This window comes from Enterobacter quasiroggenkampii, from assembly GCF_043972695.1.
Classification (GTDB): Bacteria; Pseudomonadota; Gammaproteobacteria; order Enterobacterales; family Enterobacteriaceae; genus Enterobacter; species Enterobacter quasiroggenkampii.
The window spans coordinates 3,331,331-3,347,857 of record NZ_CP143745.1 but is presented as its reverse complement, the minus strand read 5'-3'; the positions used below and the strand labels follow the sequence as shown (position 1 = coordinate 3,347,857).

At 52.6% G+C, this 16,527-nt stretch carries 15 protein-coding genes; 13 read left to right on the top strand and 2 right to left on the bottom strand.

Annotated elements, in window-relative coordinates; all coding sequences use genetic code 11:
• The first annotated feature begins 2 nt into the window (after positions 1-2).
• The 12 genes from V1572_RS16070 (at position 3) to V1572_RS16015 (ending at position 14,044) form a co-directional block, all read left to right on the top strand.
• Positions 3-1,337: a PAAR domain-containing protein gene (locus V1572_RS16070; protein ID WP_023344378.1), complete on the top strand. Its 1,335-nt coding sequence runs from the start codon at positions 3-5 to the stop codon at positions 1,335-1,337.
• The gene (tri1, locus tag V1572_RS16065; protein WP_045909539.1) at positions 1,334-2,404 is read left to right on the top strand and encodes an ADP-ribosylarginine hydrolase Tri1; all 1,071 of its coding nucleotides are present in this window, start codon (positions 1,334-1,336) and stop codon (positions 2,402-2,404) included. The genes V1572_RS16070 and tri1 overlap by 4 nt, the downstream gene beginning before the upstream one ends.
• 364 nt (positions 2,405-2,768) lie before the next feature.
• The gene (locus V1572_RS16060) at positions 2,769-3,206 is read left to right on the top strand and encodes a hypothetical protein (RefSeq protein WP_232830958.1); all 438 of its coding nucleotides are present in this window, start codon (positions 2,769-2,771) and stop codon (positions 3,204-3,206) included.
• A gap of 59 nt (positions 3,207-3,265) precedes the next feature.
• Complete coding sequence (locus V1572_RS16055) at positions 3,266-5,188, top strand: type VI secretion system Vgr family protein (protein WP_395299372.1); 1,923 nt, start codon at positions 3,266-3,268, stop codon at positions 5,186-5,188.
• Complete coding sequence (locus V1572_RS16050; RefSeq protein ID WP_229046434.1) at positions 5,181-5,678, top strand: hypothetical protein; 498 nt, start codon at positions 5,181-5,183, stop codon at positions 5,676-5,678. Before V1572_RS16055 ends, V1572_RS16050 begins: the two co-directional genes overlap by 8 nt.
• Before the next feature lie 75 nt (positions 5,679-5,753).
• A complete protein-coding gene (locus V1572_RS16045; protein WP_262796388.1) occupies positions 5,754-6,308 on the top strand; it encodes a hypothetical protein in 555 nt (184 codons plus the stop codon).
• Between the two features lie 3 nt (positions 6,309-6,311).
• Positions 6,312-7,388, top strand: a complete 1,077-nt coding sequence (locus V1572_RS16040) for a hypothetical protein (RefSeq protein WP_395299371.1) — start codon at positions 6,312-6,314, stop codon at positions 7,386-7,388.
• Positions 7,389-7,463: 75 nt separating this feature from the next.
• Positions 7,464-7,904: a DcrB-related protein gene (locus V1572_RS16035; protein ID WP_021240367.1), complete on the top strand. Its 441-nt coding sequence runs from the start codon at positions 7,464-7,466 to the stop codon at positions 7,902-7,904.
• A gap of 3 nt (positions 7,905-7,907) precedes the next feature.
• A complete protein-coding gene (locus V1572_RS16030) occupies positions 7,908-12,287 on the top strand; it encodes an RHS repeat-associated core domain-containing protein (protein WP_395299370.1) in 4,380 nt (1,459 codons plus the stop codon).
• Entirely contained in the window at positions 12,266-12,736 is a 471-nt protein-coding gene (locus tag V1572_RS16025) for an Imm26 family immunity protein (RefSeq protein ID WP_048029735.1), read from the top strand. The genes V1572_RS16030 and V1572_RS16025 overlap by 22 nt, the downstream gene beginning before the upstream one ends.
• 42 nt (positions 12,737-12,778) lie before the next feature.
• Positions 12,779-13,222 carry a DUF6386 family protein gene (locus V1572_RS16020; protein ID WP_048029736.1) on the top strand — a complete coding sequence of 148 codons (444 nt, stop codon included), beginning with the start codon at positions 12,779-12,781 and terminating at the stop codon, positions 13,220-13,222.
• Between the two features lie 396 nt (positions 13,223-13,618).
• Positions 13,619-14,044: a hypothetical protein gene (locus V1572_RS16015; protein ID WP_395299369.1), complete on the top strand. Its 426-nt coding sequence runs from the start codon at positions 13,619-13,621 to the stop codon at positions 14,042-14,044.
• A 58-nt stretch (positions 14,045-14,102) separates the two neighbouring features.
• On the opposite strand, the gene ychF is transcribed toward V1572_RS16015, so the two are convergent.
• Entirely contained in the window at positions 14,103-15,197 is a 1,095-nt protein-coding gene (gene ychF, locus V1572_RS16010; protein WP_003856650.1) for a redox-regulated ATPase YchF, read from the bottom strand.
• Between the two features lie 126 nt (positions 15,198-15,323).
• Entirely contained in the window at positions 15,324-15,908 is a 585-nt protein-coding gene (pth, locus tag V1572_RS16005; protein ID WP_023336005.1) for an aminoacyl-tRNA hydrolase, read from the bottom strand.
• A 274-nt stretch (positions 15,909-16,182) separates the two neighbouring features.
• Here pth and ychH point away from each other — a divergent pair, with 274 nt between their 5' ends.
• Positions 16,183-16,458: a stress-induced protein YchH gene (gene ychH, locus V1572_RS16000; protein WP_024907062.1), complete on the top strand. Its 276-nt coding sequence runs from the start codon at positions 16,183-16,185 to the stop codon at positions 16,456-16,458.
• The last annotated feature ends 69 nt before the right edge of the window (positions 16,459-16,527 follow it).

The window sequence follows — 16,527 nt, the reverse complement described above, 5'->3', positions numbered from 1 at the left end:
CCATGTCCGAATGTCAGGCTGCTCGCGTAGATGATGAGATTGCACATACAGCCTCAAAAGGCTGGATGATTGCAGGATTGGTGGGCGGGGCCATTCTGGGCGCAGCTGCCGTTGTCGTCACCGGAGGGACCGCGCTGGTTGCTGTTTCTGCCGTTGCGGCTGGGGCATGCGCTGCGGGTGGGTTGGGTGAGCTCCTCGGCAGTATGTCATGGGCTCCACGCCATACTACCGGTACGCTAAAAGAAGGTTCACCCAATGTTTTTATCAACAGCCGAAAGGCGATCCGCGCTCACCTGTCAGCCGGAGAGTGTGATGAGCACAGCGGTAGCCTGCAACGGGTTGCGGAAGGTTCGATAAAAGTTTACATCAACAACTTTCCCGCCTCTCGCACAGGCGATAAATTGACATGCAGCGCTGAGATTAGTCAGGGATCGCGTAATGTTATTATCGGTGGAAGCAAAGTTCAGACCGATGAAATAAGTCCTGAAATCCCGGAATGGGTGAACTGGACGATGCTCGCCGTTGGTGCCGGAGCCATGGCGGTGCTGGCCAGTCCGGCAATCGCACTTCTGAGTACCCTCGGTGCGATGGGCGGTGGGACTATTGGTGGCTACGCGGGTGGAATGCTGTGTGGCGAAGGTAGCGACGGTCAGAAATGGGGGATGCTGATCGGCTCCGTTATCGGCGGCGGGGCTGGCATTAAAGGCGGGGCACGGTTTGATGCGTGGCGGGCTGGTAAATCAATGCCGCGCGTTAGTGCGGAACCTGTTACAGCTTCAGCTTCGCCAAGGATGAGCTTAAGCGAAGCCGTGGGGAAACAACGAGCCGAAAAATGGATTACTCGTGGCAGAGAATTGGCGGATAATCGAGATCCTGCTCTGTCTGCTTTACTCAGTGATGAGCAAGTAGGTGCATTGTATGGTTATACTACCGATCCAGGCTACCAAATGGTAAACCCAGCGTTACGAGGTATGAAACCAATGACTAAAGAAATGGAAGCATTTACTCAACATATAAATGATGGCTTAGACCAGCTTCCTACTTTTAGTGGCGAGACATACCGCGGGATGAACAGCCTACCTTCGCACATATTGGAAGGATATACTCCGGGAAAAACAGTTATCGATCCCGCCTTTCTTAGTACTGATGTTAATCGAGGCTTCAGCGGTCCTATCCAAATGCGTATTGAAGGTTTTTCCGGTAGGAAAATTGACTTCCTTTCAGAGTTCAATGCAACAGAGACTGAAGTGCTGTTTAAGCCGAATACATCGTTTGAGGTTATCAGCAGGTCAGATGAACTTGGGATAACGAATATAGAATTAAAGGAAATACCATGATCGACCTTCATTCCGAAGACTCAGTAATCAATCATTATGCTGATCGCTATCATACATACATGCCAGTTAATGTCCGTAAGGCAATAAGGAGCAACAGTATTGATAATTTGAGTTCTTCACAAGCCTGGGATGCAACTTTACCTTTAATTACGACTGAAGATGTTTCACGTGATAAAGCGCTTGGGGCGTTTGTGGGATTGGCTGTTGGGGACGCCGTCGGCACCACTCTTGAGTTTAAGAAAAGAGACAGTGAACATGTAGCAGATATGATTGGTGGCGGGCCTTTTCAATTAAAACCTGGTGAATGGACAGATGATACGTCCATGGCATTATGTCTGGCAGAGACTTATCTTTCAGAAAACAGAATGCACACCGATGTGCTTAGAAAATATCTCCTGAAATGGTATCTTGACGGAGATAATAGCAGTAATGGTCGGTGCTTCGATATCGGGAATACGACGCGGTTCGCGCTTGAACAGTATATGCGTGTCGGACCTTCCTGGTATGGTAATACAGAGAAACACACTGCTGGTAATGCTGGGGTTATTCGTCAAGCACCGGTGTCTATCTTTCGTCGAAAATCGCTGCGTGCGATTTACTTCGAATCACAGGCTCAGAGTCGAGCAACGCATGGCGCGGTAGAATCAATTAACGCATGCCAATTTCTCGGATTGGTATTGCACTATTTAATCAACGGTTATCAAAAAGAAGAAGCTTTTTCGCCTCATGTTTTCCCACTGTGCGCGCGTGTAATGATCATAAACGCGGGTGAGTATAAGCAAAAAACTCGCGACCAGATTCGTTCAAGTGGTTACGTTATTGATACGCTTGAGGCCGCGATGTGGTCGGTATGGAATACGAATAATTTCCGTGATGCCATTTTACTGGCAGCTAACCTTGCCGATGATGCTGACAGCGTTGCAGCGACGGCGGGACAAATCGCGGGGGCATTATATGGTTATTCCGGTATTCCGCAGGAGTGGAAAAACAAACTCGTACAGCACGAACGTATCGCCAAAATGGCAGGTGAACTGTTCGATAGAGCTCCAGAGGATAATTTCTTATAATTATATTAGTCATATGGCACGGGTATTGTACCGTGCCTCTTTCTTTGTCTGTCCCTAATGGTTTGTTAGTTAAAAGCGTCCCGGCGTCTCAAAAATTGGACAATACAGATTCTTCGAGAAGAGAAGATGTGGTGACCATGGTTTGTGGATAAAGAAAATTATATTGAGTTGGGTTGAATTAATGGCGTCACTGATATAGTCAATCAGCGGTTCGGGCCAATATTACGCCTGGTAGCAAAATCTATCGCCGCGTTAAGCTGTATCTTGTTGTTTTATGGTATTTGGTTTGGAAAAGGAGTGTGATGCGAAGTGAGATGACGACACGACAATGCCTGGAGAACAATATGTATAAATGTGGTACGTTATGATTCAATGGCTTTTCTTTATTCTCTTTATGATTTGGACACTAGCGCTTATCTGGAATGGAAAAGACTTATTCAGTAAAAAACAATGGTTCCTTGCTGGGTTGATGTTCGTTCTGGTGCTAGTGGTTACGGTTGTTATTGGTTTTACGTTGAAATGGCTCGCTCAGTCAATGTCATTATTCTCCGTCGCAACGGCGAAACACTATTCGATTATCTTTTCCATGTCTTTCCTGTGCGTATGGGGACTAAAAGTTACCGTTGTGCTGCTCTGCACGATCTTTTCCGGGATTACAGGAGGGCACAAAAAATACAATGCTGAAAATTATGAAGCAATATCGTCTATAACACGCGTCGTTGCGCCTTGCCTACTTATCGTTGCTAAAAGCGTAGTTTCCCTGGGGAGCGTCCTTATGTTTTCAGGTTTATGGCTTAAATAAGCACGATTTAAAAAATATCTCAATGAACACCGAGATTAGTCCATAGTGGAATAAAGATTATGCTCAACCGAATTACCGTTCAGCTCCCGGTGGAGGGGCTTCTGTTCTGGAAACTGACGGGCCGCGAGGCGATGTCCGAGTCGTTCGCGCTGACGCTGACCGTGCTCGGCACGGACGCGCGCATTGACCGCAGTAAGCTGCTGGGCCAGCCGGTCACGGTGACCATCCCGACGCAGAATCTGCTGACGTCCCGCTATATTAACGGCAAGATTACCCGCGTGGCGGTCAGCGCCGTTGAGCTGACGGGCACCCGCTATGCGGTCTACCAGCTGACGGTGGAGCCGGACCTGTGGCCGATGAAGCGCGACCGTAACCTGCGTATCTTCCAGGGCCAGACGGTGCCGCAGATTGTGAAAACCCTGCTCGGTGAGCATCAGGTCAACGTTGAGGACAAACTCACCGGCAGCTACCGGGTGTGGGACTACTGCGTGCAGTATCAGGAGTCGAGCCTGGACTTCATCAGCCGCCTGATGGAGCTGGAGGGGATTGCGTATCACTTTCGCCATGAGGCGGACAAGCACACCCTGGTGCTCACCGACGCCGCCACGCAGTACCAGCCGTTCAGCGGCTATGAGGTCATTCCTTACCACCAGACGCCGTCGGGCGGCAGTACGGACGAAGAGGGCATCAGCCAGTGGGCGCTGGAGGACAGCGTGACGCCGGGGATTTACAGCCTCGACGACTATGACTTCCGCAAGCCGAACGCGTGGCTGTTTCAGGCCCAGCAGAACCCGGCGTCGCCGAAGCCGGGCAGCATCGACGTGTACGACTGGCCGGGTCGCTTTGTGGACAAGGGGCACGGGGAGTTCTATGCCCGTATCCGTCAGGAGCGCTGGCAGGTGGAGCATCAGCAGATTCAGGCCACCGCGACGGCGGCGGGGATTGCGCCAGGCCACACCTTCACCTTAACCAACGCGCCGTTCTTCAGCGACAACGGTGAGTATCTGGTCACGGCGGCGGGTTACCACCTCGAAGAGAACCGCTATGCCAGCGGCGAGGGAGAAACCATACACCGCACCGATTTCACGGTCATCCCGTCGGCGGTGGTGTACCGTCCGGCGCAGACCACGGCGTGGCCGCGCACCTACGGCCCGCAGACGGCGAAAGTGGTGGGGCCGAGCGGGGAAAGTATCTGGACGGACAAATACGGTCGGGTGAAGGTGAAGTTCCACTGGGACCGGCTGGCGAAGGGCGATGACACCAGCTCCTGCTGGGTGCGCGTGTCGAGCGCGTGGGCGGGCCAGGGCTACGGCGGGGTGCAGATCCCGCGCGTCGGCGATGAGGTGGTGGTGGACTTTATCAACGGCGACCCGGACCGTCCGATCATTACCGGTCGGGTGTACAACGACGCGAGCATGCCGCCGTGGGCGCTGCCGGCAGCGGCGACGCAGATGGGCTTTATGAGCCGCACGAAAGACGGTTCCGTGGACAATGCCAATGCCCTGCGGTTTGAGGATAAAGCGGGCGCAGAACAGGTATGGATCCAGGCCGAGCGCAACATGGACACCAGCGTTAAAAATGATGAAACGCACAGCGTCGGCGGAGCGCGCAGCCATTACGTGAAGAAAAATGAACTGCATCGCGTGGAAGCGAATCAGACTCAGGCGGTGAAGGGCGGCACAGAGATCCTGACGGGGAAAGGCAAGCTGGATGCGGCGGTGGAGCAGTACGTCATTGCTTCCGGGACGAAGCTGCGGCTGGTCTCCGGTGAGAGTGCCATTGAGCTGAATGCTAACGGCAAGATTAACCTCATCGGCAAAGAGTTTAACTTCTTCGTGGAAGGGGATGGGTATATCACCACGGGCGGTAAGCTGCATCTGAATACCTCGGGAACCAAGCCGGGCACGACGGCACCGGGATCGGGGCATAAGGGGGATATTGATGCGGCGGTGCAGGCGAAATTTACGGCCAAAGATGAGTAAAGCAGGTGCGGTGCTTATCGCGTTACTAACGACGGGAATGGCTGGAGGAGACGCGCAGAAAAAGGATCTCTGGATGTTTATATCCGGGATGAGTGCATCGCTTAAGACGTTATCCGTTACAACCCTCAGTAACGCGCCGTTACCGTTTAAGATGACCAGGCAAAATGAATATATCAATTTCTACAATGCCGACGATATCAAACTCGCTGATGGAACGAACATAACCGCAATTGAGTTACGTTTAAGCAAAGATAACGACGGCATGGCGCCTTTACTGAATTTTTCACCCTCCTCAGGTCAATGCATAACGCTGGATACCGTTAAAAAGCATTATCCGCAGCTGACGTTAACTGATTATCCACGAGGCCGCTCGGAGAACGAAGTGACCAGCCATACAGCCCGAAAAGATATGAATGGACAAAAGGTGAGCTTCAGTTTCACCGTGAAAAATCCTCACTGTCTGGGTTCAGTCGTCATTAGCGCAGACTAAGAAATACTGTACTCATGTCCTGGCGGTTTCTTCAGGGTGATAATTGCAATACACATTCAATAAATGACGATTAACGTGAAAAAACACACGCCGATATTTCTTTGTTCCATCCTGATGTTTACCTGTCTCGGCAGCAATGTGGTTTTGGCTCAGGTAATGCCTTCCGTTCTGACAAAACGGGATTTTTCTGTGCAGATCAAAGACCAGCCTGTCGCATTGGGCGACCGATGGTCTCCTGATAGTGCCGGTAAAATTGATGTGCCGTTGGAAGGCAACTTTGTCGGTGAGGTTCCTTTTGACGGAACGAACTATAAATTCTACCAGCATCAAAGGGCTGGGTTAGAAATATTCAGTTCCAATCTCTGGTGGGATAAAGCTGAACGAAGCGTTGATGATTATATCGTGTCGCAGATTACGCTGACTGCCGAAGACTTCGCAACGCCGCGTGGTGTCCATGTGGGTTCAACGAGAAAGGAACTGAACAGCGCATACGGTACCGGTCAGGTCGACAATGATGCGGGGGAGCAGTGGATTACCTACGAATTGGATAAAAAAGTGCTTTCTTTTGAGATAAAAGGCGGGAACGTTATAAAAATAACGATGAATTACAACAATGATTCTCAAGAATAATTTATGACCAAAAAATATCTGGCAATCGTATTGTTCACGGCTTTATTGACAGGCGTCGTTGAAACGTCATCGGCACTTGAATTATCGCAATACAATAAGCTCGATACGGTAAGTCGCATCCTTAACGACAGTGAAGTGACAGACAATCTCAGGACGCTGTTGGGAAATCATTACCAAACCTTTATTGATAACTTTGACGTCTTCGGCGAACCGCATACCACCACAGGTGGAGGATTGTTTGTTGAAGGCTGGCTAAAAGAACTTTATCTGGAGAACGCGTCAGCGCTGGTCATCAATCCTGATGGCAAAATCTTTGCGGCCTGGGTGGTTCCGGAGTCGGACGTAATCCATTACCAATCCTCTGATAATAGCCCGGGTATTAATGCTGATATCCAGCAATGGGCCGCCAGATTCCATACGATGCAGTTTGCAACGAACAGCCAATCGAGACCTGCGTTTGACGGGGTTTGGACAGGCGGGGTTGGCAACGACTCGACGTTAACCCTGCAGTTAGCTGAATCAGGCAACCGTATCACCGGGTCTTATTGCTATATCTCCCAGAGAGGGAATCGCATCGACTGCCCGGAAGAAGATGAGCGAAATCTTAGCGGTACGATCGCGGAAAACCGTGCGAACGTAGAGTTCAACTCATCGTTTGGCGGCGCAGGCGGACGGGCTGTTCTGGAAATAAAGGGGAGTGAAATGGAATGGCGTCTGGTAACACCTCCACAAAAAGGAAATGATTATACTCCGCTGCGTTATACGTTACGTAAAGCCGCTTCGGTTCATCACGCTGAAACCAGAAAACTGGACACCGACAAGTTCACTATTTCTCTGATAAACAAGTGCGGGCGTTTCGAGGGTGAATGTGACCAGATGGTTTATCTCGGTGTGCGCAAAAGCGATAACAGTACGATCTCCTTAAAGGGAAAAACGTTACACGACCCCACTGGTAAAATAATCGGCTCAACGTACAAGAATGGCGAGATCGCTTATACCGTGACGTATGCACCCGTGAAATTGCTTGTCAGCAAAGGCAGCCATGTTTTAGTCGAACAATCAGGTCAATGGCGTAAATAATAAAACAGCCAGCCAAAGGGCCAACATGGATTGGCCTTCATGTTTCTCTCAATATTAATCATCCCGAGTTCACTTATGAAATACACCCTCCAGGAAGGTTCATTTTCCCTTTTTCCTGCTGCCTGGCAGGATAACAGCATGAACATCATTCGCGATGACGAAAGCGGGCTGTCCGTGGTGGTCAGCCGCGGCGTGATTCCCGATGGCAGCGACTACGAACAAGAGTTTCACCGCCAGTGGGATGTGCTGCGTCCTCAGATGGGTGAGATTGCCCAGAGCGAATTTAGGAACGTAAACGCCGGGCCTGACGGAAAAATTAACGGGCTGGAAGTTGAGACCACGTTTGACCGTAACGGGCAACGCCTGTGGCAAAAACAGCTGGCCGTGCAGACGCCGGGCAAACCGGTATTGATGATTTTTACCCTCTCGGCATTAAGAGCTTTTACCGAAGAGGACGAGGTGCGCTGGAGCGCGCTTAAGCAGAGTCTGACGCTAAACGACAACCGGAATGTGTAAGGCATGAGCGATAACAACGCGGCCCGTAAGGGCGACGAGATTATTCACTCCAGCATTTTTGCTGACATCACCAGCATCGTAGCGGAAGGTGCCGCCTACGCGGTGATCGGCGCGGCGGTGGGCGCAGCAGCAACCGTAGCGGCGCCATTGCTGGGGGCCGGGGCGGCCGCAGCGGGCGTGGCGGCGATTGGATCCAGCTGTCTGTTAAGCGGGATTATCGGTGGCGTGCTGGCGAACGTGGCGGGGATCACCGACGATATCAGCAACGCTGCGGAAGGGTTAGGCAATGCGCTTTTCCCGCCGTCGCCTGCGGGTAAAATTACCACCGGTTCGAACAACGTACTGACCAACGCAATCCCCGCCGCCCGCGCGGCAGGGACGTTGACGCCCGCCGATACACCGTCCCCTGAGCCGCAGTCACCGGGCAGCTTTGCCGATTACGCGGGCATGTTGCTTTCCGCCGCCGGACAGTTCGGCAGCGAAATGTGGCAGCCGAGCGTGGCCTCTGCCGCCGCGGGGACCTCGCCGCTGGAAGAGGACAAGGTGGCGTGTGAAAAGCACTCCGGGCCGCAGTATCTGGCGGAAGGCTCTAAAAGCGTCTTTATCAACGGGCAGCCCGCGGTGCGTGCGAAAGATCGCACCACCTGCGAAGGCACCGTTTCCGACGACGTCTCCCCGAACGTGATCATCGGCGGGGACACGCTCACGGTCCGCGATATCAAAAGCGGTAAAACGCCGGGTCTGGCGCTGGGGATGATTGCGCTCTCCCTGCTGCGCGGGCGTCCGGGCAAGATCCTGAAAAACATGCCCTGCGCGCTGGCCGCAGCCGGCGGCGGGATGCTGGCGGATATGGCGGTCAACGCCGTGTTTGGCTCCTCGCACCCGGTCCATGCTGCCACTGGCGTGAAGGTGCTGAACGACGACGATGAGCTCGACTTCTCGCTGCCGGGGCGCTTCCCGCTTCGCTGGCAGCGCAGCTACAACAGCCTGACCACCCGCGAAGGGCTGTTCGGCCTGGGCTGGGCAACGACCTTTGACAGCTATCTCACGCTGGAAGATAACAATGCGACCTGGTTCGATGAAACCGGGCGCGAGCTGAGCTTTGAACTGCCGCCGATCGACCGCGCGTTTTACAGCATCAGCGAAGGCATCATTATCCGCCGCAATGAGAACGGCGACGTGGCGATTGCCGACGATGACGGCGCGGTGTGGCGTCTGTATAAACCGACCCGCATGAATCCTTCTATCCTGCGTCTGGCCTCGCTCAGCGACGAATACGGCAATGCGCTGCTGACGGCGTGGGACGAGCACGGCAGGCTGGTTGGTCTTCACGACGAGCCGCGGGCGATAGACGTCACCCTGCGCTATGAAGATGAGCGCTTCCCGCTGCGCGTGACCGCAGCCAGCCATTTCGACGGCAACCAAACCTGGCCGCTGATGCAGTGGTGCTACGATGCGCGCGGCCAGCTGGCGAGCGCGACGGACGCCTCCGGCGTGGTGACGCGTGAATACCGTTACAACGACCACGGCCTGATGGTCTGGCACCGGATGCCGGGCGGGCTGGAGAGCGAATACCGCTGGCAAAAATTCGACCACTGGCGCGTGGTGGAAAACCGCACCAGCACCGGCGACGGCTGCCGCTTTAGCTATGATTTAGCCGCCGGGCTGACGACCGTCGAACACTACGATGGTCAGACGCGCCGCCACTACTGGAACGCGCAGAATCTGATTGTCCGCTACGTTGACGAGCGCGGTGAAAACTGGCGCTACGAGTGGGATGATAACGAGCTTCTGACGCGTCGCATCGATCCGCTCGGCAACGCCGTCACCTTCGTCTACGACGAGATGGGCAACCGGGTGCAGGAGACCGATGCCGACGGCAATACCCGCACCACCACCTGGCTGGAGCACCGCGCGCTTCCCGCGGCCATTATCGAAGCCGACGGCAGCGCCACCCGGTTCTGGTACGACGAACACCACGGGCTCAAGCGCGTGGTGGACCCGATGGGGCAGACGACGCAGCTGCGCCGGGACGAGTTTGGCCAGGTCGTGGAAGAGGTCGATGCCGCAGGCAACAGCCGCTACCAGGAGTACAATGAGGCCGGGCAGATTGTCCGTTCGACGGACTGTTCCGGGCGTATTACCCGCTATCGCTATCATCCGCTGGGCTGGCTGGTGGCTGAGACTGGCGCCGACGGTGAAGAGACGCGCTACCGCTACGACGGCGCAGGGCGTCCGGTGCAGCTCGATCGCCCTGAAGGCTGGACGGAATCGCTCAAATGGAACGAACGTGGCCTGCCGGTGAAGCATGGGGGTGCTGACGGGAAAGAAAGCGAGTTCAGATACGATGAGGCGGGGCGCTTAACCGCCACCCGTAATACGCAGGGTGAAGAAGTGCGCCGCCGCTGGGACAGCCGCGGGCGTCTGATTGCCCTGGAAAACGAGAACGGCGAAGCGTATCAGTTCCGCTGGGGGCCAGACTCGCTGCTGCTGGAAGAGGTGGGGCTCGATGGCGTAGCCTCGCAGTATCGCTATGATGCCTGCGGGCGCACGATTGCGCGCACCTTTGCCGCCGATCATCCGGAGGCTATCACCCACGCCTTCGCCTGGAGCGCGAGCGGCCAGCTGGTCGCCCGCACCACGCCGGAAGGGCAGACCCGCTACCATTACACGCCGTCCGGGCTATTAAGCCGGATTGGTCTGCATCCTGCGCTTTCAGCCGACGTGTGGACCACCGAGGCAGAGCAGGAGCTTGCCTTTGAGTATGACGCGCTCGGTCGCGTGACGCGCGAAGCGGGCGAGCACGGTGAGCTGGCGTGGGAGTATGACGCGCTGGGCAACCGCACCTCCGTCACGCTGCCCGATGGCCGCGAGCTGAAGCAGTTCTACTACGGTAGCGGGCATCTGCTCAGCATTGCTCTCGACAAGCTGTCGGTCTCCGATTTTACTCGCGACGAACTCCACCGTGAGACCAGCCGCACCCAGGGGCTGTTGACCACCCGCAGCGAGTACGACCGCCTCGGCCGACTGCACCGCCGGGACGTCTTTACCGGCAATGCCCAGCGCCCGTCGCCGCGCCGCTGGTCCCGCCGCTGGGATTACGACTACCGCAATAACCTGATGCGAGAAGAGCGGGACGATAACCCGTTCAGCTGGTACCGCTGGCAGTACGACAGCGCCGGGCGCCTGCTCGTTCAGGACGGCACGCTGCCTGGCCAGGAGCAGTGGCGCTGGGATGCAGCCGGTAACCCGCTGGAAGGTTCTGCTGAGAAGGTCACGCACAACCGCCTGACGCAGCTGAACGGCATTCGCTGGCGTTATGACATCCACGGCCGCACCGTGGAGAAGGATAACGGCCAGACGCGCTGGCACTACCGCTACGACGGCGAACATCGCCTGACGGAAGTCATCAGCCTGCCGCGGGACCGCAACAAACCGCAGACGCAGGTCAGCTTCCGCTACGATCCGCTCGGTCGCCGCATCAGCAAAACGCGCCGCCAGATGCTGGGCGGACAGTCAACCGGCAAGCCGGTCACCACGCGGTTTGTCTGGGAAGGGTTCCGGCTGCTGCAGGAAGTGCACGGGGATGTGCCGTTGACCTACGTCTACAGCGATCAGGACAGCTACGACCCGCTGGCGCGTATTGACGGCGTTGATGCTCCGGAGATCTTCTGGTTCCACTGCCAGCCCAACGGCACGCCGGAGCGGATGACAGATATCGAAGGGCAGGTGCGCTGGGAAGGGGTAAACAGCGCCTGGGGCAAGCTGCTGCGGGAAAGCGAGACGCAGGTATCAGGATATTCTCAGAACCTGCGCATGCAGGGGCAATACCTGGACCGTGAGACAGGGCTGCACTACAATTTGTTCCGTTATTATGACCCGGACTGCGGAAGGTTTACGCAGCAGGACCCGATAGGGCTGGCGGGGGGGATAAACCTTTACCAGTATGCGCCGAATGCGCTGGGGTGGGTGGATCCCATAGGTTTAACCGCTTGCAAAAATGGGAGCCCTAAACGGTCAGTGAGGAACATGTCATTTGCTGACTGGATTAAAAGAAAGGCAAAAGGTGGGAATAATACCCATGTGTATTTAGGATATAGAGATGGTAAACCTGTCTATGTAGGTATCAGTAAGGATGTAGATATCCGTGCTGTACAGCATGGTGAAAGATTCGACAAATTAGTTAGAATCACTGAAGAACCGCTAAATCGCGGTCATGCACGGAGCATAGAACAAGCAGTTATTCACAATAATCCCCATTTTGAGAATTCTATCAATAGCATAAGTCCGACAAGAAAGTTATACTCGGATGCTGTTTTGTGGGGTGAAAATTGGCTTAAAAACAATGGGATTAATGTAAAATGGCCGACAGACTTACAGTAGTGTCAGGAAATGAAAAACAAAAAAAGTGGCCTAAAGAAGGCGATGTTTTTTACTTTCAGTTAAATGATGGTCGATTAGGCTATGGTATGGTCTCCCTGGGTAAAATAGATATCGGTCCATTCAAAAATGCTATAGTTATATATATATATGACTATTTTACATCTTCACTTCAAGAAGATGCTGTATTGGCGAAAGATAATTTGCTATTACCGCCAATTATTACTGATAATTCATGTTGGAAAAACGGTTATTTCGTAACGTTTAAAACTATCGAAACGAGCGAAGTGGATATTTTACCACAACATTATTTTAAAAATCCTGTCAGAAATAAAATATATGATCAGCATGGAGTGGCAATTGACTCACCGACTGAGAATATACCAATCGGTGAAGAGTCGATTCAATTCTATAAAAGCGTTATAAAATCTATAGAAAGCTTTGTTAACTAATGGACTAGGCCGGGGAGATATTTCCGGCCTTTTGCTTACGCAATGAGAAAAATCATAAGCATACAAACAGATACTGCCGCATTAGTTATTTATGATTTGATGTCATTAAAGCATAGAATTAATGATGATGTAGATTGGTGGAGTCTTCCAGAAGATGAACTTGAAGAAATAAATAAAGGGAATGTATTATTTCTCAATCTTGGAGATGATGGCGCCTATAAGGTCCATATTAAACATGATGTTGATGAGTATACCGGGGTGCTATTTCTAAAGGTACCTTCTGGAAAGGTTTTTATTGGGGCGGGAGAGGATGTCACGGGTGGAGATCTTGAGCCTGATGACTCAGATGCTATATCAGGTGAGTTTATTAGTTTAAAACCTGGCAGTTATGAAGTTAAATATAAAAAGCAAGGTTCAGATATTCTAATTTCCTTTACTAAAGCAACGTTTACTAAAAACTCTTTAGAAGAGGGGATTTATCTCTGAATGAAAATATGCACCTTGGCTTAGATTTTTTCATCCAAAAAAGCAAATATTAAACAATTAGGTTAGTACGTAGCTTTTTTTGACAATATTCTTTTTTCCTTCTGCACGCATCTGGGTTGTTTTTTTTCGCACCTTGCTCACCCTTGGCCTCATTAAGCTGTCAGCATACTTGCGACGAACAACTCCACTCTGAGAAAGCCCCCATGGAGGCTGAGCACCCGCAGCGAGTATAACTGTCTCAGCAGACTGCATCGTAGGGACGTCTTTACTGTCGCTTGAATATTATGGCCACAACCGGTCTCAGGGAACTCTGCTACCTGATAGATATAATGATTCCGCCGATTTTATTGGCCCACAGTAAAAATCCTAATATTTCCAATGAAGGAGCATTGTTCCATGAATGACCTTAAAGACCCAAAAATTGAATCCGAAATTAACTCCTTTGTTGAACAAGGAAACGAGTTTCACGACAACCAAAAATACGCCGAGGCTTTAGAACAATACCAAAAGGCCTGGCAAGCTCTTCCTGAGCCAAAGTCCGAATCGGAACTTGCTAACTGGATCTCTGCATGCATTTACAGCGCATATTTTGATCTCGCGGATTACGTTGAGGCAAAGAAATGGGGAGAGACGACATTACGGACACGTGGATCGGATATAGACACTGCACCATTAATCGACCTGGGTATGGTCTGTTACGAGCTTAATCAATTCGATGAAGCGTATAAATATTTTAACGATGCTTATAATTACGGCAAAGAACGAGCATTTCAGGATAGACCTAAAAAATACCTTGAGTTCTATCTGCGCAAGAGGGCTTAAGTTCGTTAACTTAAAAAAAATCCACGCCAAAGCGTGGATTTTTTTCATTCAAAACAAATCAGACGTTAAACAAGAAGTTCATCACATCGCCATCTTTAACGATGTAATCTTTCCCTTCTGCTCGCATCTTGCCTGCTTCTTTCGCGCCTTGCTCACCCTTGTAGGTGATGAAGTCTTCAAACGCGATAGTCTGCGCACGAATAAAGCCTTTCTCGAAGTCGGTATGGATCTTACCAGCAGCCTGAGGCGCAGTCGCACCCACAGGGATGGTCCACGCACGCACTTCCTTCACGCCAGCGGTGAAGTAGGTTTGCAGGTTCAGCAGCTCATAGCCCGCGCGGATCACGCGGTTCAGACCCGGCTCTTCCAGACCCAGCTCGGCCATGAACTCTTCACGGTCGGCGTCGTCCAGCTCGGCGATGTCGGATTCAACGGCCGCGCAAACCGCCACAACCACAGAACCTTCCGCCGCGGCGATTTCACGCACTTTGTCCAGGTACGGGTTGTTCTCGAAACCGTCTTCGTTAACGTTGGCGATGTACATGGTTGGCTTCAGGGTCAGGAAGCTCAGGTATTTGATCGCCGCTTTGTCTTCGTCAGTCAGGTTTTTCAGCGCGCGCAGCATGCCGGCGTTTTCAAGCTGTGGCAGGCATTTTTCCAGCGCAGCCAGTTCCGCTTTCGCGTCCTTGTCGCCACCTTTGGCTTTCTTCTGCACGCGGTGAATCGCGCGTTCGCAGGTGTCGAGGTCAGAGAGCGCCAGCTCGGTGTTGATAACGTCGATGTCGTCAGCCGGATCCACTTTGTTGTTAACGTGGATGATGTTGTCGTTCTCGAAGCAGCGCACAACGTGGCCGATCGCTTCGGTTTCACGAATGTTGGTCAGGAACTGGTTACCCAGACCTTCGCCTTTGGATGCGCCTTTTACCAGGCCCGCGATGTCCACGAATTCCATGGTGGTTGGCAGAATGCGCTGCGGCTTCACGATTTCCGCGAGCTGGTCCAGACGCGGATCAGGCATTGGCACAACGCCGGTGTTAGGTTCGATGGTACAGAACGGGAAGTTCGCCGCTTCGATACCCGCTTTGGTAAGCGCGTTAAACAGGGTGGATTTGCCCACGTTTGGCAGACCGACGATACCGCATTTGAATCCCATTTCTAAATCACCTTAATATCTTGATAATCAATCCGTTAACGATAACCGATTGATGAAAAGTAAATAACTACGCCTATTATACACGTAACCCGCATGACGCGCGGTAAAAAAGCCGTATCGGGCGGATTATTGCGCTTTGAAAGCGTGTAAGCGGTTTGTCGCTTTGGTTAAGCCGTCTTTCAGCCAGATTTCCGTGCAGCGTGCCGCCTCGTCTACCGCCTCGTCAATCAGTTTCTGCTCAGAAACCGGTGGCTTACCGAGCACGAAACCGACAACTTTGTTTTTATCGCCCGGATGGCCGATTCCCACGCGCAAACGGTGGAAATTCGGGTTATTGCCCAGCTTGCTGATGATGTCTTTTAGGCCGTTGTGGCCGCCGTGCCCGCCGCCCAGCTTGAATTTTGCCACGCCAGGGGGAAGATCCAGCTCATCGTGGGCGACCAGAATTTCATCCGGATTAATGCGATAAAACGTTGCCATCGCCGCCACGGCTTTACCGCTCAGATTCATAAAGGTGGTAGGCACCAGTAAGCGAACGTCCGCGCCAGCAAGGTTGATACGTGAGGTATACCCGAAGAATTTAGGTTCTTCACGCAGGGGAGCACGTAACCGCTCGGCCAGCAGATCGACGTACCATGCCCCGGCATTGTGGCGGGTAGCCGCATATTCTGCGCCCGGGTTGGCGAGGCCGACAATCAGTTTAATCGTCACGATTCAATTCCTAATGGGTTCCAGATCTGGCGCGTAGTTTACTGTCTGGCGCGCCGCTTGACAAAATTCTGCGATCGTCGCAGCGAAATACGAATAATTACTTATCTGAACAATTAGAATTTCAAGCTGTTCAACGTGTTATTTGTAAACTTTTGTTTGGGAGTTATCTGTAATTGTGATCATTCACGCAACTCATAAAAGGGGCGTTGTCTATACTTTACACACAAGGATTAGGGGCTTTTCCCCTGACAACCCAAAGTTCCGGAGGTGACACATGAAACGCAAAAACGCTTCGTTACTCGGTAACGTGCTGATGGGGTTGGGGCTGTTCGTGATGGTAGCCGGCGTGGGTTATTCAATTTTAAACCAACTGCCGCAGCTTGATCTCCCGCAATACTTTGCGCATGGTGCGATATTGAGCATCTTCATTGGTGCAGTGTTGTGGCTGGCGGGAGCACGCGTGAGCGGCCATGAGGAAGTGTGTGACAAATACTGGTGGGTGCGTCACTACGACAAACGCTGTCGTCGCGATCAGCATAAGCACAGCTGACGCTACGTTAAAGAATACCGAAACGGCTCCTCAGGGAGTCGTTTTTTTTGCATCAAGGGTTGACCCTCA